General features: G+C 66.8%; 24 protein-coding genes. 12 read left to right on the top strand and 12 right to left on the bottom strand.

Going from position 1 to position 23,190, the window contains the following annotated elements; genetic code table 11:
- Positions 1–120: 120 nt before the first annotated feature.
- Positions 121–897 carry a TorF family putative porin gene (locus tag EX88_RS0112425; protein WP_031372315.1) on the bottom strand — a complete coding sequence of 259 codons (777 nt, stop codon included), beginning with the start codon at positions 895–897 and terminating at the stop codon, positions 121–123.
- 294 nt (positions 898–1,191) lie between these two features.
- On the opposite strand from EX88_RS0112425, the gene EX88_RS0112420 reads away from it, so the two are divergent.
- The 4 genes from EX88_RS0112420 to EX88_RS0112405 all read left to right on the top strand — a co-directional run bounded on the left by EX88_RS0112420 (position 1,192) and on the right by EX88_RS0112405 (position 5,425).
- Positions 1,192–2,337: a polyamine ABC transporter substrate-binding protein gene (locus tag EX88_RS0112420; protein ID WP_200875832.1), complete on the top strand. Its 1,146-nt coding sequence runs from the start codon at positions 1,192–1,194 to the stop codon at positions 2,335–2,337.
- 4 nt (positions 2,338–2,341) lie between these two features.
- The gene (locus tag EX88_RS0112415) at positions 2,342–3,499 is read left to right on the top strand and encodes an ABC transporter ATP-binding protein (RefSeq protein ID WP_031372313.1); all 1,158 of its coding nucleotides are present in this window, start codon (positions 2,342–2,344) and stop codon (positions 3,497–3,499) included.
- Positions 3,500–3,755: 256 nt separating this feature from the next.
- Positions 3,756–4,613, top strand: coding sequence for an ABC transporter permease subunit (locus tag EX88_RS0112410; RefSeq protein ID WP_223620238.1), 858 nt, complete (start codon positions 3,756–3,758; stop codon positions 4,611–4,613).
- A gap of 26 nt (positions 4,614–4,639) precedes the next feature.
- Positions 4,640–5,425, top strand: a complete 786-nt coding sequence (locus EX88_RS0112405; protein ID WP_031372311.1) for an ABC transporter permease subunit — start codon at positions 4,640–4,642, stop codon at positions 5,423–5,425.
- Between the two features lie 558 nt (positions 5,426–5,983).
- Here the strand turns inward: EX88_RS0112405 and EX88_RS0112400 are convergent.
- Positions 5,984–6,724, bottom strand: a complete 741-nt coding sequence (locus tag EX88_RS0112400; RefSeq protein WP_031372310.1) for a SapC family protein — start codon at positions 6,722–6,724, stop codon at positions 5,984–5,986.
- 350 nt (positions 6,725–7,074) lie between these two features.
- Between EX88_RS0112400 and EX88_RS0112395 the strand changes: the two genes are divergently transcribed.
- On the top strand, positions 7,075–7,287 hold the full coding sequence (locus EX88_RS0112395) for a hypothetical protein (RefSeq protein ID WP_031372309.1): 213 nt from the start codon (positions 7,075–7,077) through the stop codon (positions 7,285–7,287).
- Between the two features lie 42 nt (positions 7,288–7,329).
- Here the strand turns inward: EX88_RS0112395 and crcB are convergent, their stop codons facing one another.
- Positions 7,330–7,716 (bottom strand): fluoride efflux transporter CrcB, encoded by a 387-nt coding sequence (gene crcB / locus EX88_RS0112390; protein WP_200875831.1) that lies wholly within the window; start codon positions 7,714–7,716, stop codon positions 7,330–7,332.
- Positions 7,717–7,858: 142 nt separating this feature from the next.
- Entirely contained in the window at positions 7,859–9,157 is a 1,299-nt protein-coding gene (locus EX88_RS0112385; protein ID WP_152566248.1) for a replication-associated recombination protein A, read from the bottom strand.
- 370 nt (positions 9,158–9,527) lie between these two features.
- Here EX88_RS0112385 and EX88_RS0112380 point away from each other — a divergent pair, with 370 nt between their 5' ends.
- Both EX88_RS0112380 and EX88_RS0112375 read left to right on the top strand, forming a co-directional pair.
- The gene (locus EX88_RS0112380) at positions 9,528–10,064 is read left to right on the top strand and encodes a glycoside hydrolase family 108 protein (RefSeq protein WP_031372306.1); all 537 of its coding nucleotides are present in this window, start codon (positions 9,528–9,530) and stop codon (positions 10,062–10,064) included.
- 123 nt (positions 10,065–10,187) lie between these two features.
- Positions 10,188–10,664: a GNAT family N-acetyltransferase gene (locus tag EX88_RS0112375; RefSeq protein WP_031372305.1), complete on the top strand. Its 477-nt coding sequence runs from the start codon at positions 10,188–10,190 to the stop codon at positions 10,662–10,664.
- A 148-nt stretch (positions 10,665–10,812) separates the two neighbouring features.
- Here the strand turns inward: EX88_RS0112375 and EX88_RS0112370 are convergent, their stop codons facing one another.
- From EX88_RS0112370 to EX88_RS0112345, 6 genes are all read right to left on the bottom strand, one after another.
- Positions 10,813–11,811 carry a hypothetical protein gene (locus EX88_RS0112370; RefSeq protein WP_152566245.1) on the bottom strand — a complete coding sequence of 333 codons (999 nt, stop codon included), beginning with the start codon at positions 11,809–11,811 and terminating at the stop codon, positions 10,813–10,815.
- A gap of 413 nt (positions 11,812–12,224) precedes the next feature.
- Positions 12,225–12,857 carry an outer membrane lipoprotein chaperone LolA gene (gene lolA / locus EX88_RS0112365; RefSeq protein ID WP_036148737.1) on the bottom strand — a complete coding sequence of 211 codons (633 nt, stop codon included), beginning with the start codon at positions 12,855–12,857 and terminating at the stop codon, positions 12,225–12,227.
- An 89-nt stretch (positions 12,858–12,946) separates the two neighbouring features.
- Complete coding sequence (locus EX88_RS26535) at positions 12,947–13,090, bottom strand: hypothetical protein (protein ID WP_161786118.1); 144 nt, start codon at positions 13,088–13,090, stop codon at positions 12,947–12,949.
- A complete protein-coding gene (locus EX88_RS0112355; protein ID WP_031372302.1) occupies positions 13,090–13,935 on the bottom strand; it encodes a class I SAM-dependent methyltransferase in 846 nt (281 codons plus the stop codon). The genes EX88_RS26535 and EX88_RS0112355 overlap by 1 nt, the downstream gene beginning before the upstream one ends.
- A 97-nt stretch (positions 13,936–14,032) precedes the next feature.
- A complete protein-coding gene (locus EX88_RS0112350; protein ID WP_031372301.1) occupies positions 14,033–16,396 on the bottom strand; it encodes a DNA translocase FtsK in 2,364 nt (787 codons plus the stop codon).
- Between the two features lie 328 nt (positions 16,397–16,724).
- On the bottom strand, positions 16,725–17,795 hold the full coding sequence (locus tag EX88_RS0112345; protein ID WP_031372300.1) for an alanine dehydrogenase: 1,071 nt from the start codon (positions 17,793–17,795) through the stop codon (positions 16,725–16,727).
- A 385-nt stretch (positions 17,796–18,180) separates the two neighbouring features.
- Here EX88_RS0112345 and trxB point away from each other — a divergent pair, with 385 nt between their 5' ends.
- From trxB to infA, 4 genes are all read left to right on the top strand, one after another.
- Positions 18,181–19,134: a thioredoxin-disulfide reductase gene (trxB, locus tag EX88_RS0112340; RefSeq protein ID WP_031372299.1), complete on the top strand. Its 954-nt coding sequence runs from the start codon at positions 18,181–18,183 to the stop codon at positions 19,132–19,134.
- Between the two features lie 239 nt (positions 19,135–19,373).
- Positions 19,374–20,564 carry a GNAT family N-acetyltransferase gene (locus EX88_RS0112335; RefSeq protein ID WP_152566247.1) on the top strand — a complete coding sequence of 397 codons (1,191 nt, stop codon included), beginning with the start codon at positions 19,374–19,376 and terminating at the stop codon, positions 20,562–20,564.
- A complete protein-coding gene (gene aat / locus EX88_RS0112330) occupies positions 20,561–21,298 on the top strand; it encodes a leucyl/phenylalanyl-tRNA--protein transferase (RefSeq protein WP_031372297.1) in 738 nt (245 codons plus the stop codon). Before EX88_RS0112335 ends, aat begins: the two co-directional genes overlap by 4 nt.
- Before the next feature lie 138 nt (positions 21,299–21,436).
- Positions 21,437–21,655 (top strand): translation initiation factor IF-1, encoded by a 219-nt coding sequence (infA, locus tag EX88_RS0112325; RefSeq protein ID WP_031372296.1) that lies wholly within the window; start codon positions 21,437–21,439, stop codon positions 21,653–21,655.
- 173 nt (positions 21,656–21,828) lie between these two features.
- On the opposite strand, the gene EX88_RS0112320 is transcribed toward infA, so the two are convergent.
- Positions 21,829–22,035: a hypothetical protein gene (locus EX88_RS0112320; protein WP_031372295.1), complete on the bottom strand. Its 207-nt coding sequence runs from the start codon at positions 22,033–22,035 to the stop codon at positions 21,829–21,831.
- Between the two features lie 121 nt (positions 22,036–22,156).
- Complete coding sequence (locus tag EX88_RS0112315; protein WP_031372294.1) at positions 22,157–22,354, bottom strand: hypothetical protein; 198 nt, start codon at positions 22,352–22,354, stop codon at positions 22,157–22,159.
- A 442-nt stretch (positions 22,355–22,796) separates the two neighbouring features.
- Here EX88_RS0112315 and EX88_RS0112310 point away from each other — a divergent pair, with 442 nt between their 5' ends.
- Positions 22,797–23,147, top strand: a complete 351-nt coding sequence (locus tag EX88_RS0112310; protein WP_031372293.1) for a DUF6491 family protein — start codon at positions 22,797–22,799, stop codon at positions 23,145–23,147.
- Positions 23,148–23,190: the final 43 nt, after the last annotated feature.

The raw sequence follows: 23,190 nt of genomic DNA, 5'->3' as shown, positions 1-23,190 counted from the left end.
TTTTGTTGCTTTAGACAAAAGAAAGTTACCCGCCGCTTTAGTGGCGGAAGCTCTTGGCGTTTGATCCTGATCTTGACCTTGACCCTAGAAAAACGATCCCCCGCGATCGTCCGCGGCCCCCTAAAACTTCCACCCCACCACCAAACTAACCCTTCCATCCGCCAACTTCCCATCGTCGAGCGCCTCCGACAACTCCGCCCCATAACTGGAGGTATCGGTGTACTGCAACTCCGCCTGCACCGGCCCGAACTCCCGCGTCAGCGCCAGCAGGTAATCGTTGTAGCTGTCGCCTGCGGCGTCTTCGAGGTCGTAATGACCGATCTGAGCCTTCAACCCGAAGCCGCTCTCGCCGAGCAGCCATTCGCCGCCGGCGTTCCAGTAGTAACCCTTGCCGCCCAGGCCGAAAATATCCGGCGAATACGCCAGGCCGACGTGGTAATGCTCGGCGAAACTCAGGGTGCCTTCGAGCTCGGTGTAGTCGTAATCGAAACCCGAGCGAGCGCCAGGATACGCGGCCCGCATCAGCGCCACGTCCAGTTCCAGACCGGGCCGCAATTCGCCGGCCCAGCCGAGGTAGCCGTCGAGTTCGTAGTCGATGCCGTCGTCCTCTTCGCCGGCGGCGGTGAAGTCGATGCTCGAAGCCCACAAGCCCGCATAGAAGCCGCTGCGATGTTCAAGCTCGATCTCGGCCTGCAGCGCCGGGTCTTCCTGGGTCTGGGACACGCCGCGCCAGATGTAGTCGCTGAGCGCGCTCACCCCGCCGTGCACGGCCCAGGCCGGCGGTTCGGAGGCCGTGGCGTCCTGTGCGGCGGCGGGCAGCGGCGACAGCACAGCCAGACCCAAGGCCAACAGGATCGCGCTCGGTGCGCAGCGACGAAGGTGCGGGCGATCGGACATGCGGGTCTCTCCAGGCGGGCTGCCGGCGACGATAGCGCAGTCGGCCTGCCCTCACCCGAACTCTCTGCGCCCTCCCCCCAACCCCACCCCGGCCAGAACGCATAGCGCCTTGGCGTTCGTGAGCTCGCAAGCCGCGCTCGCTCACCCCGTCAACGGGAGAGGAGCTAAAGCCATCCGAGGCGGGCCGGCGATCGGGTCCTTCGCGTGAAGGCCGGCGCAAAGGGCTGTCTTACATTGACACCGCCCGAGCGCCCTCCGAACATCCCCGCCATCGCACCTGTTTTGGAGAACACCGTGATCCTGCGCCTCGCCCCGCTCGCCTGCGCCCTGATGCTCGTCGCCTGCGGCGGCAAACAGCCCGACCAGGCCGCGCCCGCCGCGCCGGCCGGCGCCGAGGAGAAGGTGCTCAACGTCTACAACTGGTCCGACTACGTCGCCGACGACACCATCAAGAACTTCGAGACGGCGACCGGTATCAAGGTCAATTACGACGTCTACGATGCCAACGAAACCCTGGAGAGCAAGCTCACCGCGGGCGCATCGGGCTACGACGTGGTGTTTCCGTCGGCGCGTCCGTTCGCCCAACGCCAGGTCAAGAGTGGGCTGTATGCGGCGCTCGACAAGAGCAAGTTGAGCCACTGGAAGCATCTCGACCCGCAGTTGCTGCAGAACCTGGACGGCATCGACCCGGGCAACGCGCACCTGGTGCCGTACATGTGGGGCACCACCGGGCTCGGCGTCAACGTCGACAAGGTTCAGGCCGCGCTCGGCCCCGGCGCCGCACTCGATACCTGGTCGCTGTTGTTCGATCCCGCCAACGCCGCCAAGCTCGCCAAGTGCGGCATCACCGTGCTCGACGACGACCAGGAAGCCTTCGGCGCGGCGCTGATCTGGCGCGGACGCGATCCCAACGCCGGCACCGCCGACGAGATCGAGGTGGTCAAGAAGGTCTACGAGGCGATCCGGCCCTACGTGCGCACCTTCAACAACGCCGAGTACAAGGATGCCTTCGCCAACGGCGACGCCTGCCTGGTGATGGGCTATTCCGGCGACATCGCCCAGGCCAGCACCGACGCTTTCGATGCCGCCGCCAAGGCCGGCAAGCCGGCGCCGAACCTGCGCTTCGTGCTGCCCAAGGAAGGCGCGATCCGCTGGGTCGACGTGATCGCGGTACCGAAAGACAGCAAACACTCGGGCAACGCCCACGCCTTCATCGATTACCTGCTCGACCCGAAGGTCGCCGCGGCGATCAGCAACCACGTCGCCTACGCCAGCGCCAACAAGGACGCGTTGCCATTGGTCGACCCGGCCATCGCCAAGGACCCTGGCGTGTATCCGCCGGCGGAGGTGCGTGCCAAGTTGATCGACCCCAAGTCCCTGCCCGAAGACGTGCAACGCCAGCGCGTACGCGCCTGGACCCGCATCAAGAGCGGGCACTGAGCGCGTGAGCGTCCCCGCCCGCAGCGCCGCCCTCGAACCCTGGCGCGACCCGTCCGCACAGCCGTTCGTGCGCATCGAAGGCGTGACCAAGACCTACGGCAAGGTCTACGCCTGCGACGACATCTCGCTGGACGTATACCGCGGCGAGTTCTTCGCCCTGCTCGGCGGCTCGGGCTCGGGCAAGAGCAGCCTGCTGCGCGTGCTCGCCGGCTTCGAGACACCGGACCGCGGCCGCGTGCTGATCGACGGCGTCGACGTCACCGACCTGCCGCCGTACCAGCGCCCGGTCAACATGATGTTCCAGAGCTATGCCCTGTTCCCGCACATGAGCGTGGCCCAGAACATCGCCTTCGGCCTCAAGCAGAGCCTGCCCGGCGAAGCCCGCCTCGGCGCCGGCGAGATCCGCGACCGCGTGCAGGCGATGCTGGAGCTGGTGCGCATGCCGCAGCTCGGCAACCGCAAGCCCGACCAACTCTCCGGCGGCCAGCGCCAGCGCGTCGCCCTGGCCCGCGCGCTCGCCAAGCAACCCAAGCTGTTGTTGCTCGACGAACCGCTGGGCGCGCTCGACAAAAAGCTGCGCGAACACACCCAGTTCGAACTGGTCAGCATCCAGGAACGGGTCGGCACCACCTTCATCATGGTCACCCACGACCAGGAAGAGGCGATGACGATGTCGTCGCGGATCGCGGTCATGGACACCGGCCGCATCGTCCAGGTGTCGACGCCCGCGGTGTTGTACGAGTACCCGGCGACCCGCTTCGTCGCCGAGTTCATCGGCGGCATCAATCTGCTCGACGGACGCGTGCTCGGCCATGACGACGGCGGTCTGCTGCGCGTGCATTGCGACGGGGTCGGCGGCGAACTGCTCGCACGCCATCCCGATCCGCTGCCCGAAGGCACCGCGGTCGGCATCGCGGTGCGCCCGGAGAAAATCGACGTCCACGAAACCCGCCCCGAAGGCCTGGACAACGCCGTGGTCGGCAAGGTCCGCGACATCGCCTACCTCGGCGACGTCTCGATCTATCACGTCCAGACCGAGGCCGGCGCGACCTTGCGCGTGCAGGAAACCCACGTCGCCCGCAGCTCCGAGCCGCATTACGACTGGGACGACAGCCTGTGGCTGTCGTGGGATGCGAGCAGCGCGGTGGTGCTGACGTCGTGAAGGCTGACCTCGTGAAGGCTGACCTCGTGAAGCATGGCCTCGTGAGCGGCGGACTCGTGCATCGCCGGCTCATGCGTGCCGGAACGGTCTGCGCGGCCGTGCTGGGGATGCGCCCATGAGTGGGATGGAGCAAAAGCGGGACTTGGGGGGCTGGGGTTTCTGGGCGGATGTCGTTCAGAACCTCTTCGGTTGGTTCCGCGCGGTTGGCGACGAGTTTCGCAGCCGCCGCGGCCGCCTGCTGGTGACCGCTGTGCCGATGCTGTGGATGGCGCTGTTCTTCCTGGTGCCGTTCCTGATCGTGCTCAAGATCAGCTTCGCCCAGGGCCTGTTCGGCCAGGTGCCGCCGTACACCCCGCTGATCGAGACCGGTGCCGACGGCGCCACTTCGCTGCGCCTGCATGCCTCCAACTACACCGCGTTGCTGTCGGACCCGCTGTATATCGCCGCGTATCTGAAATCGCTGCTGTTCGCCTCGGTGTCGACCCTGTTCTGCCTGCTGTTGGGCTATCCCATCGCCTACGGCATCGCCCGCGCACCGCGGGTGCTGCGCCTGTTGCTGTTGGTGCTGGTGATCCTGCCGTTCTGGACCAGCTCGCTGCTGCGCACCTATGCCCTGATCGGCCTGCTGCGCGCCAACGGCCTGATCAGCCAGGCCCTGGCCTGGACCGGCCTGATTGAGCCCGGCGAGGCGGTGCTGCACACCGACCTGGCGGTCTATATCGGCATCACCTACAACTACCTGCCCTTCATGATCCTGCCGCTCGCCGCGACCCTGGTGCGGCTCGACTTCACCCTGCTCGAAGCCGCCGCCGACCTCGGCGCGAAACCCTGGCAGGCCTTCGCGCGCGTGACCCTGCCGCTGTCGATCCCCGGCATCATCGCCGGCACCTTGCTGGTGTTCATCCCGGCGGTCGGCGAGTTCGTGATCCCCGACGTGCTCGGCGGCCCCGACGCGCTGACCATCGGCCGCGTGCTGTGGACCGAGTTCTTCACCAACCGCGACTGGCCGCTGTCGGCGGCGATCGCCATCGCCATGCTGTTGCTGATCGTGCTGCCGACCCTGCTGTTCGAGTATGTCGAGAACCGTCGCGTGGCGCGCGAGGCCCGCTCGTGAGGCGGCGCCCGTTCACTCTGTACACGATGATGGCGCTGGGCTACGCCTTCCTGTACCTGCCGATCGTCTCGGTGATCGTGTTCTCCTTCAGCGGCTCCGAACGCGCCACCACCTGGGGCGGGTTCTCGCTGCAGTGGTACGGCGCGCTGATGCGCAACGAGCAGATCCTGGAGGCGGTGCAGCGCAGCCTGACCATCGCCGCGATCTCGGCCACCGCCGCGGTCGCGCTCGGCACCGCGAGCGGGCTGGCGCTGTCGCGCTTCGGCCGTTTCCCGGGCCGCGGCATCCTCAGCCTGATGAACTCGGCGCCGATGGTGATGCCCGACGTCATGCTCGGCCTGTCCTCGTTGCTGCTGTTCGTCGGCGTGCAGCAGTTGTTCGGCTGGCCCGAACGCGGCATGACCACGATCACCCTCGCCCACATTACCCTGACCGCCTGCTACGTCACCGTGGTGGTGCGCTCGCGCATGACCTCGATGGACGCGAGCCTGGAAGAAGCGGCGATGGACCTGGGCGCGAAGCCGTGGCGGGTGTTCTTCGTCATCACCCTGCCCCTGATCGCCCCGGCCCTGCTCGCCGGCTGGCTGCTCGCCTTCACCCTGTCGCTGGACGACCTGGTCATCGCCAGCTTCACCTCCGGTCCGGGCTCGACCACCCTGCCGATGCTGGTCTATTCCAAGGTCAAGATCGGCGTGACCCCGGAGATCAATGCGTTGACCACGATCATCGTGCTGTTGGTGGCGATCGGGGTCAGCGTGGCGGGTGTGTTGATGCATCGGCGCGAACGCAAGTTGGCACGGTTGCGCGATTGAGGCGCATGCGCGACAGCTCGGCAAGGTCGTGTGTCCTGACCGTTGCCGTTGCCGTTGCCGTTGCCGTTGCCATTGCCATGAAGAGCTTGGCGCAGTACCGAACTCGCGAGAACACTTGGAGACCCGGAGGGCGGCGCACAGGACGTGCGCCGTTTTTCGATAAGACAGGGACGTCTTATCGAAAAATCCCGGCGCAAGCTGCGTACTCGCACGGGAGCTTCGTCAAGGAAAGCCCTTTTCTTTGGTTACCTTTCTTTTGGGCCAGCAAAAGAAAGTAACCCGGCCGCGTAGCGGACGGAAGCTCTGCTCTTGCTCGAGGGATTTGCCCTCTTGCTTGAGGGACACGCCGGAGGCCGCGAAAACGTGGTCGCGACTTACGTCGCTCCTACCCTGGACTCCAGTCGGAAGCGACGCGAGATCAGAGCGTCGTGGCCGCCGGTTTAAAGAGTAGGAGCGGCGCGAGCCGCGACCGCGCCGTGTCGGCCTCGCGGCGTATCGCTCAAGCAAGGTCCAGATCTAGATCAAACGCCAAAAGCTTCCGCCACTAAAGCGGTCGGCTCAGTTCGTCGCCGGGGCGGCCTTGCTCTGCGCTTCTTGCGCCAAGGCCGAAAGCCGGTCGAGGTTCTGCATCGAAGTCAGATGGGTATAGATCAGCCCAAGCGCGCCGGTACGCAGCAGTTCCGGGATCAGCGCGTCGCCGAGCTTGAACAAACGCTCTTCCGACACGACGTAGACGCCGCCGAGTTCGCGCTGCGGTTCGCCTTCGCCGCCGAAACGGATCACCCGCTGCTCCAGCAGGTCGAGTTCCTTGAGCTTGGCGGTGAACGCGGCGGTGCGCCGGAACTCTTCGTGGTAATTCGACATGAAGCCCATCGCCCGCGCCAGGCTCTCGGTGTCCTCGCCGTTCTCCTGGAACAGCGGCTCGCCCTCTTCTTCCGACAGACCGTCGTAGCCCATGTCGATGCAGACCGTCATCGTATTGTTGGCGCGGTCTTCGGTGAGGATGAAGGGATACTGGCGCAGGAACGCCGGCACGTAGCCGCGCTTCCAGCGCGCGTCTTCGCCGACGTAGAGGTTCTCTTCGTTGCGCAGGCCGACCATGATCGCCGGCAGGAAATCGCCGCTTTCGAGCTTGGCGAACACGATGGCGTATTCGCAGGCGGCCTGCAGGAACTCGACCGTGGTCAACGGCACCGAGTTGAGACCTGCGGCGAAACGGGCGTTGTGCGAGGACGAACGCAGACGCAGGCGGCGATGGGTGTGGCGGTTCAGCGGCACGACTTTGTCGTAGATCAGCATGGAAGTCCCGAATCTGTGGTGTGCCCGCCGACCCGGCGGGTGCGGCGACGATGCCGCATCGCCAGGACAGTTACAACGGGGCCGGCCACTCCCGACGGCGCCTCCCGGCCACCGGCTGCCGCCTTCGCCACAGGGCCGCCCGGCACCGGCCGAAAGCAACTTTCAGGTGCACCAGTGCCTGTCAAAGCTGTCATCACGTCCGATCCCATATCGTGACTGCCGGCACATACAAGCCATACGTGCCGGGTGCTGAGAGGGGAAGTGCTTTGTTCAAGGTGTCATTGCGGGAACACGCTCTGCTGAGCGTTCTAGTGGGGTTGCAACGCGGGGTGCAACCGGAAACCAGTCACATGAAGCATGCATTGATCGAGGATGGGCTGGCCCTGAGCCACGACGGCCGCCTGATCTTGTCGAATGCCGGCATGACCTTGTTGCAGGCGCTGCAGCACATGGTCTGGGCCGAGGTCGAATCCCTGCAGCAGGTCCTGGCCAACAAGGTCGCCGCGCCGAGCGACGACGTGCTGCGCATGTCGCGTCGTCCGGTCCCGCCGTCCATCGAGTAATTGCGGGCGGCCGCTCAGCCGACGCGGCTCGGCCGGCGCCGCTCAGCCAGCACGACCCCAGGCCTGCACGCTGGCGATGCCAGCCGCGGTCATCGCGAACGAGCCCAGCATGTGCAACGCAGCCACGCCGAAGGCCCAGCCGAACTGCTCGCGCCCCAGCAAGTGCACGACTTCGGCCGAGAAGGTCGAGAAGGTGGTCAGCCCGCCGAGCAGGCCGGTGATGACGAACAAGCGCCACTCCGGCGCGATCGCGGGGTGTTGCGAGAACCAGGCCACGGCCAGGCCGATGCCGTAGCCGCCGATCAGGTTCGCCGCCAGGGTGCCCAAGGGCAGGCTGGCATGGCTCGGATTGAGCCACAGGCCCAGGCCCCAGCGCACCCACGCACCGATCGCGGCGCCGAGGCCGATTGCGAAGAACGAAGCCAACACCGTATGCGATCTCCCGTTATGCGCCGGCCTGTAGCGGCCTGCCCGCTGCCATCTGACACGCTGCCCGTCTGACCGTCCGACCCGTCGCGGCCGGCCTGAACGGCCGCCGCGTTCGAGTATGTCCTCGCCAGCCGCCCTCGCCTCAGCCGCCCTCGCCTTCGCCCTGCCCGTCGCCCTCGCCGCGCGCCTGCGAACGCAGCGCGCGCAGGCGCGCGAGTTTCTCGCCGAGCTTGATCTCCAGACCGCGCGCGACCGGCTCGTAATACACCCGTTCGCCCATCGCCTCGGGAAAGCCGGTCTGGTCGAGGGCGATGCCGCCGTCCGCGTCGTGGTCGTACTGATAGCCCTTGGCGTAGCCCAGGCGTTCCATCAGCTTGGTCGGCGCATTGCGCAGGTGCATCGGCACGTCCTGGGTGCCGTACTGGCCGACATCGCTCTTGGCCGCGTTGAAGGCCGCATAGGCCGCATTCGATTTGGCCGTGCTCGCCAGGTAGATCACCACCTGGGCCAGGGCCAGGTCGCCTTCCGGGCTGCCGAGCCGGTCGTAGGTGTCCCAGGCGTCGACCGCCATCTGCTGGGCGCGCGGATCGGCCAGGCCGATGTCTTCGACCGCCATGCGCACGATCCGGCGCGCCAGATAATGCGGATCGCAGCCACCGTCGAGCATGCGCGCGAACCAGTACAGCGCCGCATCCGGGTTGGAGCTGCGCACGGATTTGTGCAGCGCCGAGATCTGGTCGTAGAACTGGTCGCCGCCCTTGTCGAAGCGGCGCGTGCGGTCGGCCAGCACCTGGGCCAGGGCCGCCTCGGTGATCAGGCCGTCTTCGTCCTGCGACAGCTCGGCGGCGATCTCCAGCAGGGTCAGGGCGCGGCGTACGTCGCCGTCGGCGGCGGTGGCGATCTGCAGCAGCAGTTCGTCGCCGACCTGGATCGACTGCCCGCCCAGGCCGCGCTCCTCGTCCTCGAGCGCGCGGCGCAGGGTCTGGCGGATGTCCTCGGGCGAGACCGACTCCATCACGTGCACGCGGCAGCGCGACAACAAGGCCGAGTTGAGCTCGAACGACGGGTTTTCGGTGGTGGCGCCGACGAACAGGATGGTGCCGCGCTCGATGTGCGGCAGGAACGCATCCTGCTGGTTCTTGTTGAAGCGATGCACCTCGTCGACGAACAGCACGGTGCGGCGGCCGTCGGCGAACCGGTGGGCGGCCTCGGCCAGCACCTGGCGCACTTCCGGCAAGCCCGACAGCACCGCCGAGATCGCCTTGAACTCGGCATCGGCGTAGCGCGCCAGCAGCAGCGCCAGGGTGGTCTTGCCGCAGCCCGGCGGCCCCCACAGGATCATCGAGTGCACCCGCCCGGACTCGACCGCGCGGCGCAGCGCCGACCCCGGCGCGAGCAGGCGGCGCTGGCCGACCATCTCGTCGAGCGCGCGCGGACGCATGCGTTCGGCGAGCGGGCGCAGGCCGTCGCGATCCACGCTCAACAGGTCGCGATCGTTAGCGGAGGAAGAGGCGTTGCGGCGGGCCACGGGGCGAACGGGTTCCGGTGTCGGGCGGTCCGACACGATAGCAAGATCGCGGCGGCGGCGAGCCGCGCCTGGGCGCAAGCCCTTGATCCAGCGGGATAACGCAAACCGTTTGGCAGGTCTGAACCGAACCCCGGAGCGAAGGTAGCGGCAAGCACGCCGGCGAGTGAGTAGGATCCGCGACCGGGCCTGCGTACGCAGGCCGCTCACAGCCCCGTCCCGGCGACGTTCTTGTTCACGAACCCGGTACGCCGGAACTCCATCCACCTACACAGCGAGCATCGCGATGGCGGATTTCAACGCGTTTTTCCCGCAACTGCTGAAGTTCGAGGGCGGCTACGTCGACGACCCGGCCGACCCGGGCGGCGCGACCAACAAGGGCATCACCCTGGCGACCTTCCAGGCGCATGCGCAGGCACTGCTCGGCATCGCGCCCACCCTCGACAACCTCAAGGCACTGAGCAACGGCCAGGCGGCGATCCTCTACAAGACCTTGTACTGGGACCCGCTCCAATGCGACGCGATCGGCCTGCAATGCCTGGCCGAGGACCTGTTCGATTTCCAGGTCAACGCCGGCTTCCATGCGGTGTCGTTGGTGCAGACCCTGCTCGGCCCGCCGGTGGTGGCCGACGGCCGGTTCGGCCCGGACACGGCCGCGGCACTGCAGGCCGCCGATCAGGCGGCGCTGTACCCGCACTACCGCCAGGGCCGCATCGACTACTACCGCAACCTCGCCGCCGCGCATCCGGTGCTGCAGCGCTTCCTGGCCGGTTGGCTGGCACGCGCGGAGTGGTTCCCGGAGCAGGCGCCGGCATCGAGCTGAGGCCGCTCGGACCACTGCGCTAAGGACCGATCTCGCCATTCCTGTCGATGCATCGCGACAGCACAATGAGCGATCCATCGGCATCAAGCACCCGACGCTGCCAGGCAGCGTCGCCGCACATCAATGACCAAAGCCCTGCTTCGGATCCGCCCGGCACGCTCGAACGACCGCGCCGCCGTACTGGCCCTGCTCGAGGAAACCTTCGTCGATACCTGGCGCCCGCAACTGAGCGCCGAGGCGATCGCCGCTTATCGCAACGGCGGCGGTACCGAACGCTTCGTCGATGCGCACCTGGGCCGCTTCGTGGTCGCCGAACTCGATGGGCGCCTGGCCGGCTTCGCCCACCGCGACGGCGGTTTCGTCGGGGCTCTGCATGTGACCGCCCCGGCACGCCGGCACGGCGTGGCCAGGCAACTGATGGCCACGCTGGAGACAGCGATGCGCGAAGACGGCATCGCGACGGCGAGCCTGGAAACCGACACCTTCAACACCGGCAGCCAGGCCTTGTACCTGGCCTTGGGCTATCGCGAAACGGCGCGTTATCCCGACCAGGAATGGAACAGCGGCCTGACCACGATCCGTTACGAAAAGACGCTGTAGCTGCGCCGTGCGCGACGAGGTTACGCTTGACGCATTCGCTCTAGTCGCCGCGACAAAAAACGCGAGCCCCGCAGGGCTCGCATCAACGGCCGCCGACTGCGGCCATCGGGACGACCCGCATCGAGATCGGATCAACCCGTCCGAGCGCTTACCACTGTGCCCACGACGAGGCCGGGACATGCTGCTCGGCGTGCGCGATCACCGCCGCCACCGACGTCAGGTGCCCCACCGCCACCAGCCGACGCGCGGTATGCCACTCGGTGCCGACGATCTCGGTCGAGAAATCGTCGTCGCCCAACATCGACATCAGCCCGAGTTCGTAGGGCGCGCCCTGGCGGCGGCTGGCGTAGACGAGGGTCGGCTCGTGCGAATAGAACGCCATGCAGGTGCCCTGGTTCGGCTGCTCGACCATGTCGGGGCGATCGCACAAGGCGATGGCGTGGCCGCTCTGGTAGTAGTTCTCGTTCCAGGGCCATTGCTTGATGTCGTGGCTGAGGCCGGGCGTGGTCGACGGCTGGAAGCGCTGGAACTGGGAACCGTTGAGGCTGTAATAGGCGTAACGCAGGAAATTGACGTCGACGAACGCGACCGGCAGTTCCGATAGGGCCTTGACCGGGTTCTGCGCGCCCGAGAAATCCTTGCGGATCGACATGTCCAGCATCATGGCTTCGCACGGCATGGCGAAGCCGTCGCCGAGCGTGACGCCGAAGGCCATGTCGTAAGGCGCGACCTGCGCCGGACGGCCCCGACAGGTACCGGAGAGATTCGGCTCGTCGTAGAGCAAAGGGTCGATGCCGAGCAGGATGCCGTGGCTGGCCGGCGTGCCGAGCTGGGCGCCGCTCCAGTTCGGGATCGAACCGGTCAGCAGCGAGGTGCGGCCGGTGCAGTCGCCGCCCTGGGTGGGGTTGTACTCGTTGCCCTCCCTGCTGCGCGTGGTCATCTGGAAGTCGGCGCCGACGTTGTCGTGCGGTACGGCCAGGCGGCCGGCGATCCACAGGCCGGTGATCATCGGCGAGCGAGTATTGTGCGGCGCAACTTTTTCGTTGAGCCGGATGCGGATGATGCCGTTGTCTTTCTCGAAGGTCTGGTCCTGGGCGGCCGCCATCGTCGGCAGCAACAAGGCGATCAATAACGATAGACGCTTCATGCGGTCGTGCTCCAGTCGGGTCGCTGGCGGGGCAACGCGCGCATGCGGCCAGCTTCGCTCCTGCGCCGGCTTCGCCTCGGTCTGGCGAAGCGCGGCGAGCATGTCACCGTGTCCGCGTCGGGGCATCCGGCGCCTTGGTTCGTGCTGTGACGCCGCGCAGCATGCGACGCGGCGCGGCCGCAGATCGGTACGGCCCGGCCCGGCGAATAACGCGACGCATCGCGACGATGCGCTGCGACCCGGCTCACAAACACGGCCCCCTGCGGCGCAAACGCTTTGATCGATGTCGCGCTTTGCGACATCGGTGTTCGCAGACGTGCGCACAAACGAAAAACGCGAGCCCCGGCGGAGCTCGCGTTTCGGTGATTGCGCGGTGCCTCGTTACCCAGCGCGGCGTCGCCGCGCGGTGTCGCTCAGCCTTCGCCGATCACGTCCACGCCCTTGGCCGGCGCGTACTTGAACGTGGTCGCCGGGAAGCTCGGATTGCGCTTCCAGCCGCTAAAGCTGATCTCGGTCTTCTGGCCCAGCGCGTCGACGATTTCCATCTTCGCCAGGCCGCCGGCGTTGAAGCCGAGCTTGGCGCTGCGGAAGCTGGCGTCGTTCCCGGTCTTGGGTTGCAGCGACAGCCAGTTGAGGCCGCCGTTGCTGCCGTTGTCCTTGACCACGAACATCGCATCCAGGCGGGTCGGGTCGATCAGCGCGGCAAGCGGGCTGTTCTGTTCCTCGGCGCCTTGCGGACGCACCGTGACCTGCTTGAGGTCGGGCTCAAAGACCCAGACCTTCTTGCCGTCGGCGACGATCAACTGCGGATACGGCTTGACGTATTCCCAACGGAACAGACGCGGCGCCGACAGCGCCACCTGGCCCTGCGAGGTTTCCTTGAGCTTGCCGTTGGCGTCGTAGACCTGCTGGGCGAACTGGCCGTCGAGGCCCTTGAGGCCGCGGGTGAAGGCGCCCAGGTCGTCGCGCGCGCCGGCGAAGGCGCTGGCCGAGAACAGTACGGCGGCGATCGCGCCGGCCGCGGCGAATTTGACGGTACGAATCATCGGAATACTCCAGAACGCTTGCGCAGAGTCTGACAACAAAAAACTGAACGGGCGCGCGCCAAAGCCGGCCCGGCGCGCAATCGGTTCAGCTAAGGCGGCGCTTCGGCGAGGCCGTCGATGAAACCGATCAAACCCTCCTGCAGCACCGGCTCGACCGCCAGCACCAACAGCAGCGCGCCCCGCCACCACAGCATCGCCGGCAGGCGCTCGGTAAAGCTGCGTGGGCCGATCATTACGCCGCTTCCGCCCGTCGCCCCAGCAGGACCACGTCGTGATGTTGCTGCAGCCCGCCTTCGACATGATCGAGAACGTCGAAATACCGACTCCAGGTCCGCGCGATGTAATCGCGGGTGTGGAAGGTGGTCTGATAGAAGTCCGGCAGGCCGTCGAGCTTGAAACGCCCCTTGTGATCGACGCGGAAGGCGATGCCGTACCTGTCCAGTTCGGCCCGCTCTTCCGGTGTGCAACTGTTGAGTGTGTACTTGCCGTGCACCGTTGTCAGCAGCACGCCTCCGGGCTTGAGGATGCGCGCCAGTTCCTCCAGCCAGACGTTCTGATTGGTCTCGTCCAGATGGGTGAACAGCGAAACGTTGTAGATCACATCGAACGACGCGTCTGCATAGGACGTCGGCGGCGCGGGCGCGTTGACCTGGAAACGGGCGACCTGCGAGAGGTGCCGCTGCGCCCATTCGATGGCTTCCGGATCGATGTCCGAACCGTGGAATTCGCAGTTGCGCGAACGCGTTTTCATTTCGCCGACGATCCGCCCCGGCCCGCAGGCGAAATCCAGCACGGTCAGTCCATCCAGGCGCACGCCTCGGCTGTCCAGGCAGCTCAGCAAATCAGTGGCCACCAGTGGGCCGGTGGCCACGAAGCTGGCCTCGTCCAAGGCGCGGTGCACGCGATAACGCAACATCGGCGGCGGCACCGCCGCCTTGCCATGCCGCAGTTGCGCGTCGTAGAGCGCTTGCTCGCGCGCTAGTTCGCGGCGGAACTTGAGGTAATTGACCAAGCCGCCGAGCCAGTACACCGGCGGGATGCGTTTTCCGATCCGCTTCAATCTCGTCTTGAGCGCCATCACTATTTCCGTAGCCGTGATCTTCCAGGGCCGATACGACGTCGTGCCGCGGGAGTGCGGGAGTGCCTCGTAAGGCGCGATGTTACAAGGCGCGATCTTACTTCGGCGGCGGCGGCGCCAACACGCTGCGGTCGCCGTTGTGTTCTGGCGGGGTGACGATGCCGGCCGCTTCCATCGCCTCGATCAGGCGCGCGGCGCGGTTGTAGCCGATCTTGAGCCGGCGCTGCACGCCCGAGATCGAGGCGCGGCGGGTCTCGGTGACGATGCGCACGGCCTCGTCGTAGAGCGGGTCGGATTCGTCGCCGCCGGCATTGGCGGTTTCCGGCAGGCCGGTCGCGCCGACCACGGTGCCGTCGCCCATCGTCTGCACTTCGTCGAGCACGCCTTCGATGTAGTCCGGGCGGCCGCCGACCTGTTTGAGGTGTTCGACCACGCGATGCACTTCCTCGTCGGAGACGAAGGCGCCGTGGACGCGCTCGGGCATGGCGGTGCCGGGCGGCAGGTACAGCATATCGCCGTGACCCAGCAGGGTCTCGGCGCCGGACTGATCCAGGATCGTGCGCGAATCGATCTTGCTCGACACCTGGAAGGCGATGCGGGTCGGGATGTTGGCCTTGATCAGGCCGGTGATGACGTCGACCGACGGACGCTGGGTGGCGAGGATCAGATGGATGCCGGCGGCGCGCGCTTTCTGCGCCAGTCGGGCGATGAGTTCTTCGACCTTCTTGCCGACGATCATCATCATGTCGGCGAATTCGTCGATGAAGATGACGATGAACGGCAAGGTCTCGAGCTGGCGCGGCGCTTCGTCCAACTCGGGGTTGGGCTTGAACAGCGGGTCCATCATCGGCTGGCCCGCTTCCTCGGCGTCGCGGACCTTCTTGTTGAAGCCGGCCAGGTTGCGCACGCCGACCATCGACATCAGCTTGTAGCGGCGCTCCATCTCGGCCACGCACCAGCGCAGGCCGTTGGCGGCTTCCTTCATGTCGGTGACGACCGGCGCCAGCAGATGCGGAATGCCCTCGTAGACCGAGAGTTCGAGCATCTTCGGGTCGATCATCAGCATCCGCAGTTCCTTCGCGGAGGCTTTGTAGAGCAGGCTCAGCACCATCGCGTTGACCGCCACCGACTTACCCGAACCGGTGGTGCCGGCGACGAGCAAGTGCGGCATGCGCGCCAGGTCGGCCACGGTCGGGCGGCCGGCGATGTCCTTGCCCAGCGCCAGGGTCAGCGGGCTGCCGGACTTGTCGTATTCCTTCGAGCGCAGCAGCTCGGACAGATAGATCATCTCGCGGCTGGTGTTCGGCGTTTCCAGGCCGATCACCGACTTGCCGGGGATCACGTCGACCACGCGCACCGACTTGACCGACAGGCCGCGGGCGATGTCCTTGTCGAGCGAACTGATCTGGCTGACCTTCACGCCGGGCGCCGGCTGCACCTCGAAGCGGGTGATGACAGGGCCGGGATAAGCGCCCATGACCTGGGCGTCGATGCGGAAATCCTTGAGCTTGAATTCGATCTGGCGCGACAGGGTTTCCAGGGTCTCTTCGCTGTAGCCCTTGGGTTGCGGCTTGGGATCGTCGAGCAGGGCCAGCGGCGGCAGGCCGCTGCCGTCGCCGGTGTTGAACAGCGGGATCTGGGTTTCGCGCTTGGCGCGTTCGCTCTTCTCCACCACCGGTGCCGGCGGCGGCTCGATCCGCACCTTCTCGCGCTTGGAGCGCAGCTCGGTGTCGACCTTGCGCACTTCCTCGCGCTCTTCGCGCATGACCTGGGCCTGGCGCCACTCGGTCGCCTGCTGGCTGCCGCGGCGGAACAGCTTGCTCAGGGTCGGGCCCATCGCCATCGTCCACTGGCCGAGCTTGTCCATGACCGCGAACCAGGAGATGCCGGTGGCCAGGGTCACCGAAATCAGCAACAGCGCGAGCAGGAACAGATTGCCGCCGACCGGGCCGAAACCCGAATACAGCGAACGCCCGACCAACTGGCCGAGGATGCCGCCGCTGCCGGCGGAGAAATATTCGGCCGGGCCGAAACGCAGTTGCAGCAGGCCGGTCGCCGAGACCAGGAAACCGACGATGCCGATCAGGCGCAGCGCCGGACCGAGGTCGGCTTCGCCATCGCCGTCGGTGTCCATGCCGAACAGCGCGATCCAGGCGATGGCGCCGAGCATGATCGGCAGCAGGAAGGCGACATAGCCGCACAGGTACAGCAGCACATCGGCGATCCAGGCGCCGACGCGGCCGCCGACGTTGTGCAGCGGCGCGGTGATCGAGCCCGAATGCGACCAACCCGGATCGGCCGGCGAAAACGTCACCAGGCTCGCCAGCAGATACAGCAGCAGCGGCGCGATCACGATCAGGACGATGTCGCGCATCAGCCGCTGACGTCGCGGCGACGGCGGGCGCTTTTCGGTCTCGGCCGGCTTGGCCTTCTTGCGACTGGCTGTGGGAGCTTGCGCCACCGTGATGTGCTGCCTTAGGTTGATACTGTTAGTTGTTGAATATACAGCCGAATCGGGCGAAGTGGAAAGAAAGCGGCTGGGCGCCCATCCAGGGCCGACCCGCGCTTTCCTGCCGACGCCCACCGCGGCATCGTCGTCCGGCCGGGAATCGCGCCCCGCCCAACGAAACCGCCCCAAGAAAAACGGGGCGGCGGCGAGACGCTGGCGCCGAGATCGGCCACCGCCCCACCTTACCGCCCCGCTTCGCCGGCGCAAACCGGTCCCGGGCGAGCGGCGGCGATATCTCGCCTCCTCGCGCCCGGCCGGTCAGGCCGTGTCAGTCAGTCGCTTACAGCTTCATGCCCTGCAGGGCCGGGTGGATCAGCTGGCCCGCTTCGACGTTGATGCCGCGCACCAGCGCCGGGTTGTTGCGCCACTCGGCGCCGGCGGCCAGCTTGTTGACCCAGGGCAGGATCGCCGCGCAGATCGCCTGCGAGGAGGTCTGCGGCACGGCGCCCGGCATGTTGGTCACGCAGAAGTGGGTCACGCCCTCTTCGACGTAGGTGGGCTCCTTCCAGGTGGTCGGGCGCGAGGTCTCGAAGCAGCCGCCCTGGTCGATCGAGATGTCGACCACCACGCTGCCGTCTTCCATGCCCTTGAGCATGTCGCGGGTCAGCACGTGCGGCGCGCGCGCGCCGGTCACCAGCACCGCACCGATCACCAGGTCGGCCGAGGCCACTTCGCGGGCGACCACGTCGACGTAGGGGAACAACGCGGTGACGTTGTTGCCCAGGCGCATCATCTGGTCCATGCGGTCCTGGCGCATTTCGAACACGGTCACGTTGGAGCCGCCGGCCGCGGCCAGCGCCGCCGACGCGCCGCCGGCCTGGCCGGCGCCGAACACGACGACCTTGCCGCGCTCGGTCGACGGCAGGCCGCCGAGCAACTTGCCCTTGCCGCTCATGGGCTGGTGCAGCAGGTGGGTACCGACCTGGACGCCGATCTTGCCGGCGATGATCGACATCGGCGCCAGCAGCGGCAGGTCGCCGTTGGGCAGCTCGACGGTCTCGAAGGCGACGCCGGTCAGGCCGATGTCGAGCAACTGCTTGGTCAACACCGGCTCGGCGGCCAGGTGCAGATAGCAGAACAGCAGGTGATCCTTGCGCAGGTGCTGCAGGTCGCCGGCGATCGGCTCCTTGACCTTGACGATCAGTTCGCCCTTTTCGTACAGCGCCGCCGCGTCCGGGGCGATCTTCACGCCCAGACGGGTGTAGTCGGCGTCCTTGAACCCGCTCTTGATGCCCGCGTCCTGTTCCAGCCAGACCTCGTGGCCGCGCTTGACCAGATCGCCCGCCGCGGCGGGAACGAGCGCGACGCGCCCTTCGAGGGTCTTGGTTTCCTTCGGTACGCCGATACGCATTGCTGTCTCCAGTGCGGCCCAGAAAAAACGCCGCATGCGCGGCGCCCCAAGCCTGATTGTCTAAAGTTTGTCGTGTGGTGTCGGAACGGTTGCGGTGGAACGTGGGGCTGTCGCGGTATTCGGTGAAGCGCGTTACGGTGCCGCGGAGCCGAATGAGGCGGCTCTTGTGCGCGACTGACCGGTGCGCGATTAGATAGGGCGCCGCGTTGGCCGGCAAGATGCGATTTGAGGCACGCAACATTGCGTCCCTGCGACACGCCTTGTTTTGCCGGGACGCCGCCTCCAAGCTATGCCCTGCTCCTGAAACTTCAACACGCCGGCGTATGGCTGGAATGTGGAGTTTCATTCTGCGCAGAGCGCGCTCCCAACTGCCGCGATTATATACATGACCCCTTCCAAGCACTCCCGTGTCGTCATTCTCGGTTCCGGCCCGGCCGGCTGGACTGCCGCCGTCTACGCTGCTCGCGCGAACCTGAAGCCGCTGGTGATCACGGGCCTGCAAATGGGCGGTCAGCTCATGACCACGACCGAAGTCGACAACTGGCCCGGCGACGCGCACGGCCTGATGGGCCCGGATTTGATGACGCGCATGCAGGCGCACGCTGAACGCTTCGATACCGAAGTGGTGTTCGATCACATCCACACCGCCGATCTGTCCAAGCGCCCGTTCCGCCTCAAGGGCGACAACGGCGACTACACCGCCGATGCCCTGATCATCGCCACCGGCGCGACCGCGAAGTACCTCGGCCTGCCGTCGGAAGACGCCTTCAAGGGCCGCGGCGTATCGGCCTGCGCGACCTGCGACGGCTTCTTCTACAAGGACCAGGACGTGGCGGTGATCGGCGGCGGCAACACCGCGGTCGAGGAAGCGCTGTATCTGTCCAACATCGCGCGCAAGGTCTATCTGGTGCATCGCCGCGACACCCTGCGCGCCGAGAAGATCATGCAGGACAAGCTGCAGGCCAAGATCCAGGCCGGCAAGATCGAACCGGTCTGGCACCACACCGTCGACGAAGTGCTCGGCAACGACGTCGGCGTGACCGGCCTGCGGGTGAAGTCGGTGCACGACGGCTCGACCCGCGACCTGACCATCCACGGCCTCTTCATCGCCATCGGCCACACCCCGAACACCACCTTGTTCGAAGGCCAGCTTGAGATGAAGAACGGCTATCTGACCATCCAGACCGGTCTCGACGGCAACGCCACCCAGACCTCGGTGCCGGGCGTGTTCGCCGCCGGCGACGTCGCCGACCAGGTCTATCGCCAGGCCATCACCTCGGCCGGTTTCGGCTGCATGGCCGCCCTCGACGCCGAGAAGTTCCTCGACAAGGACGCCTGATGCCGGGGCATCGCGGATCGATGCGAATCGGCCGCGAACCCGGCGCCCGCCTGCGGGCGTCGCCCCGCGACGCCCATGCAAGCCCCACACGCCCGCGGCTGCGCTCGGAGCGCGTGTGGCGCCCGCCTGCGGGCGTCGCCCCGCGACGCCCATGCAAGCCCCCCACGCCCGCGGCTGCGCTCGGAGCGCGTGCCCCTCGATAGCGACTCGCGCCGCCCGTGACCGCAAGCACCGACGCCCTGTCGATCCGGCTGCTCGCCTCGCTGTCCGAGGTCGCGCCCGCGCAATGGGATGCGCTGCACGACGGCCGCAATCCCTTCGTCGCCCACGCCTTCCTGCTCGGCCTCGAACAGCAGGGCTGCCTACGCGAAGAATGGGGCTGGGCCCCGCATCACCTGAGCGTGTGGGACGGCAAGGAACTGATCGCAGCGATGCCGGCCTACCTCAAGCAGAACTCGCACGGCGAGTTCGTGTTCGATCACGCCTGGGCGCACGCCTACGCCCAGCACGGCCGCGACTACTTCCCGAAATGGCTGGCCGCGGTGCCCTACTCGCCGGTGACCGGGCCGCGCCTGCTCGCGAGCGAGGACGCACAGCGGCCGTTGTTGCTGTCGGCGATGGCGCAGTTGTGCGAGCGCCAGGGCCTGTCGTCGGCGCACGTGAACTTCCACGAGGCCGGCGAAGACGCCGCGTTCGAGCACGAAGCCTGCGGCGGCGACTGGCTGCAACGCATCGACGTGCAATACCACTGGCGCAACGAGGCCGATGCGCAGGGCCGGCGCTGGCAGGACTTCGACCAGTTCCTGGCCGCGTTCGACCACAAGCACCGCAAGAACATCCGCCAGGAACGCGCCAAGGTCGCGCGTGCCGGGGTCAGCTTCCGCATCGTCGAAGGCCGCGACGCCAGCGACGCCGACCTGGCGACGATGCACCGCTTCTACCTGACCACCTTCGCCGAGTACGGCAACCACCCGGCGCTGACCCTGGGCTTCCTGCGCCACCTGGCACGGACCATGCCGCAGTCGCTGGTGATCTTCCTGGCCGAACGCGAGGGCGAGCCGATCGCCGGAGCGCTGTGCCTGCGCGGCGGCGACACCTTGTACGGCCGCTACTGGGGCACCGAGGTCAGCCTGCCCGGGCTGCATTTCGAGACTTGTTACTACCAGGGCATCGACTACTGCCTGCGCGAGGGCCTGACCCGCTTCGAGCCCGGCGCCCAGGGCGAGCACAAGCTCGCGCGCGGCTTCCTGCCGAGCGTCGTGCGCAGCCGCCACTGGATCGCCGACCCCGGCTTCCGCGACGCCCTGCGGCCCTGGTGCCGCGACGAAGCGGCCTCGGTGCGGCAGTACGCGCGTACCTTGTCGCTGCACACACCGTTCAAGGCGGTCGAAGCGCAGACTTTGGCCACTGCCACGGAGCCGGGCCCATGAGCCAGCTGCCGATCCTGCTCTCGCCCGACCCCGACGCGCCGTTCCCGTCGCCCGAACACGCCCTGCGCCAACCCGACGGCCTGCTCGCGATGGGCGGCGACCTGAGCCCGGGCCGGCTGCTCAACGCCTACCGCCACGGCGTGTTCCCGTGGCCGTCGGAAGGCTATCCGCTGCTGTGGTGGTGCCCGGACCCGCGCACCGTGTTCCGCACCGACGGCGTGCGGTTGCCGTCGAAATTCCGTCGCGGGCTGCGCCATTGCAACTGGACGGTGCGCGCCGACACCGCCTTCGCCGAGGTCATCGCCGCCTGCGCGCGGGCGCCGCGCCCGCACCAGGACGGCACTTGGATCACCGAGGACATGCTCGCCGCCTACCAGCGCCTGCACGAGCTCGGCCACGCCCATTCGGTCGAGGTCTACGACGGCGAACGCCTGGCCGGCGGCATCTACGGGGTCGCGATCGGGCGCATGTTCTTCGGCGAAAGCATGTTCAGCGCCCGCTCCGGCGGCTCCAAGGTCGCGCTCGCGGCGCTGGCCCATCGCCTGCACGAATGGGGCTGGCCGCTGCTCGACGGCCAGGTCGAGAACCCGCATCTGCTCAGCCTCGGCGCCGGATCGATGCCGCGCGCAGCCTTCCTGGCCGAGGTCGCGGCGCTCACCGCCATCGCCGAACCGGCCGGGCCCTGGACCGAGCGCTTCGGCGACTGGCCGGCCTCGCGCCTGGCGGAACGCTAGCGCGAGCGGTCTTGCTGCCGGCGCCAGTCCCAGCCGGCGGCGCGATTAACGGATTTTTGCTACCAGGCCGCCGGCGTGGCAGAATGTGCGGCTTCGCGGGCGCGCGACGCCCGCTTTTCGCGACTCCCTAGGAAACACATGGCAAAAGATGACGTGATCGAATTCGAGGGCACGGTGGCGGAAACTCTTCCGAACACCATGTTCCGCGTGCGTCTCGAAAACGGGCACGAGATCATTGCCCATATCTCGGGTCGCATGCGCAAGAACTACATTCGCATCCTGACCGGCGACAAGGTCAAGGTCGAAATGACGCCCTACGATCTCACCAAGGGTCGCATCACCTACCGCATGAAATAATCGCGGTAAGTTATTGAAAAAAGGCGGCATTGGCCGCCTTTTTCATGCCTCGGATTTGCCGGCGAGGCCTCGCTGAGGCCCTGCTTGCTTACGCGGCCATGGCGGCCGGCTACGCCGCCGCCCGCCTCCATGGCGAGCGCCCTGGCCCAGACCGGCAAGCCTACCCTTGGAACCTAGAACGGCGGTGCCGGGCAGCCGTAGCGCGCCAGGCATTGTGTGACCCTGTACTCGCAGTAGCCCGGGTCGCTGCCGACCTCGATGCACTTGTTGTAGGTGCGCCAGCAGCCATCGCAGGGATCGGCCGCGGTCGCGGTCAGCGATGCGGCGCTGGCGAACGCGAAGGCGGCCATCGCGGCCAGCGAAAAACGACGCAGTTGCATGAGTGAGCTCCTTTCCTTGGCGGGGTGGGACGACGGTGGTCTTGGCGCCGGCTCGCAGCCTCGCGGGCATGGCTATCGCTGCCGCTGCGACCGGCGTGAAATAAAACGGGCAGCGGAGCGACTACTCCAGCGGGCAGCCGGCCTGGATCAGGCAACGGCTGAATTCGGCTTCGCACTCGGCATCGGGATCGAGTTGGCAAGCCTGGTAAGCGTTGCGGCACACCTGGCACGGACCCGGCCAGATGCCCGCCACGGCCCAAGCCGAAAAACCGAAGGCGAAAGCGGCGACGGCCGCGAGAGAGAACTTGCGAAGCTTCATGCGGGTACTCCTTCCTTGAGTCGACGAAGATTCGTCGGCGCTCGCCGTCCATGGGCGCTTGCTGCGAATCACCAGCGAAACCCGCTAGCGAACTTCGATGGCGGACGACGATGCGACGAGGCGCGTGTAGTGCAACCTGCCGATGTTGCCTGGCGACGCTAGCATCGGGTCCGTTGTGCGATCGAGCTGCACTGCGGCAATTGTGCGATGCGGCCTCACAGATCGCGACACGGGCATGGCGAAACAACGCAGCGCTTGCCGGCTGCGTCGGCCCATCGAAAAGGAAGCACAAACACACGTGGATGCACGAAGCGGCGAAAACGTTTATGCCAAACGTCATGCCGTGACGAAGGTCACAGCGACTTCTTCCAGATTCGCGCGCGGCGCCACGCGACTAACTTTGCCTCAGCTCAATCCGAGCTCGCTCAATTAGGACGCCCCCATGTTGCCGCTATCAAGGACCGCTCTGGCCATCCTGCTCTGCCTTTCCGCGACCGTCGCGTTCGCGGATCCGATCGACGCCTGCGTCGATCTCGGCGCCGAGGCCCAGTTGTCGCGTGTCGGAGAGAAGGCCGTCCTGGTCAAGGATGCCGACAATTACTACCGCTTGAACGTACGCAAGGGTTGCTACGACCTGAGCTTCACGCCGAAGCTCGTGGTGACCGCCGAAAAGACCAAGGGCCGTGTCTGCCCTAGCGGCACCCGGGTCAAGACCCAGCGCGATTTCTGCGACATCGAGTCGGTCGAGAAGATCGACGAGACCGCCTACCAGAGCTATCGCCGCGTGCGCTGACAGGCGTTCGCCAACAGGCAGAAACGAAAAGGCGGCCCGAAGG

The sequence above is a fragment of the Lysobacter antibioticus genome (assembly GCF_000731095.1).
Lineage (GTDB): Bacteria > Pseudomonadota > Gammaproteobacteria > Xanthomonadales > Xanthomonadaceae > Lysobacter > Lysobacter antibioticus_B.
Note: the sequence above shows the minus strand (reverse complement) of the source record. Positions and strands in the feature narration are given on the sequence as shown.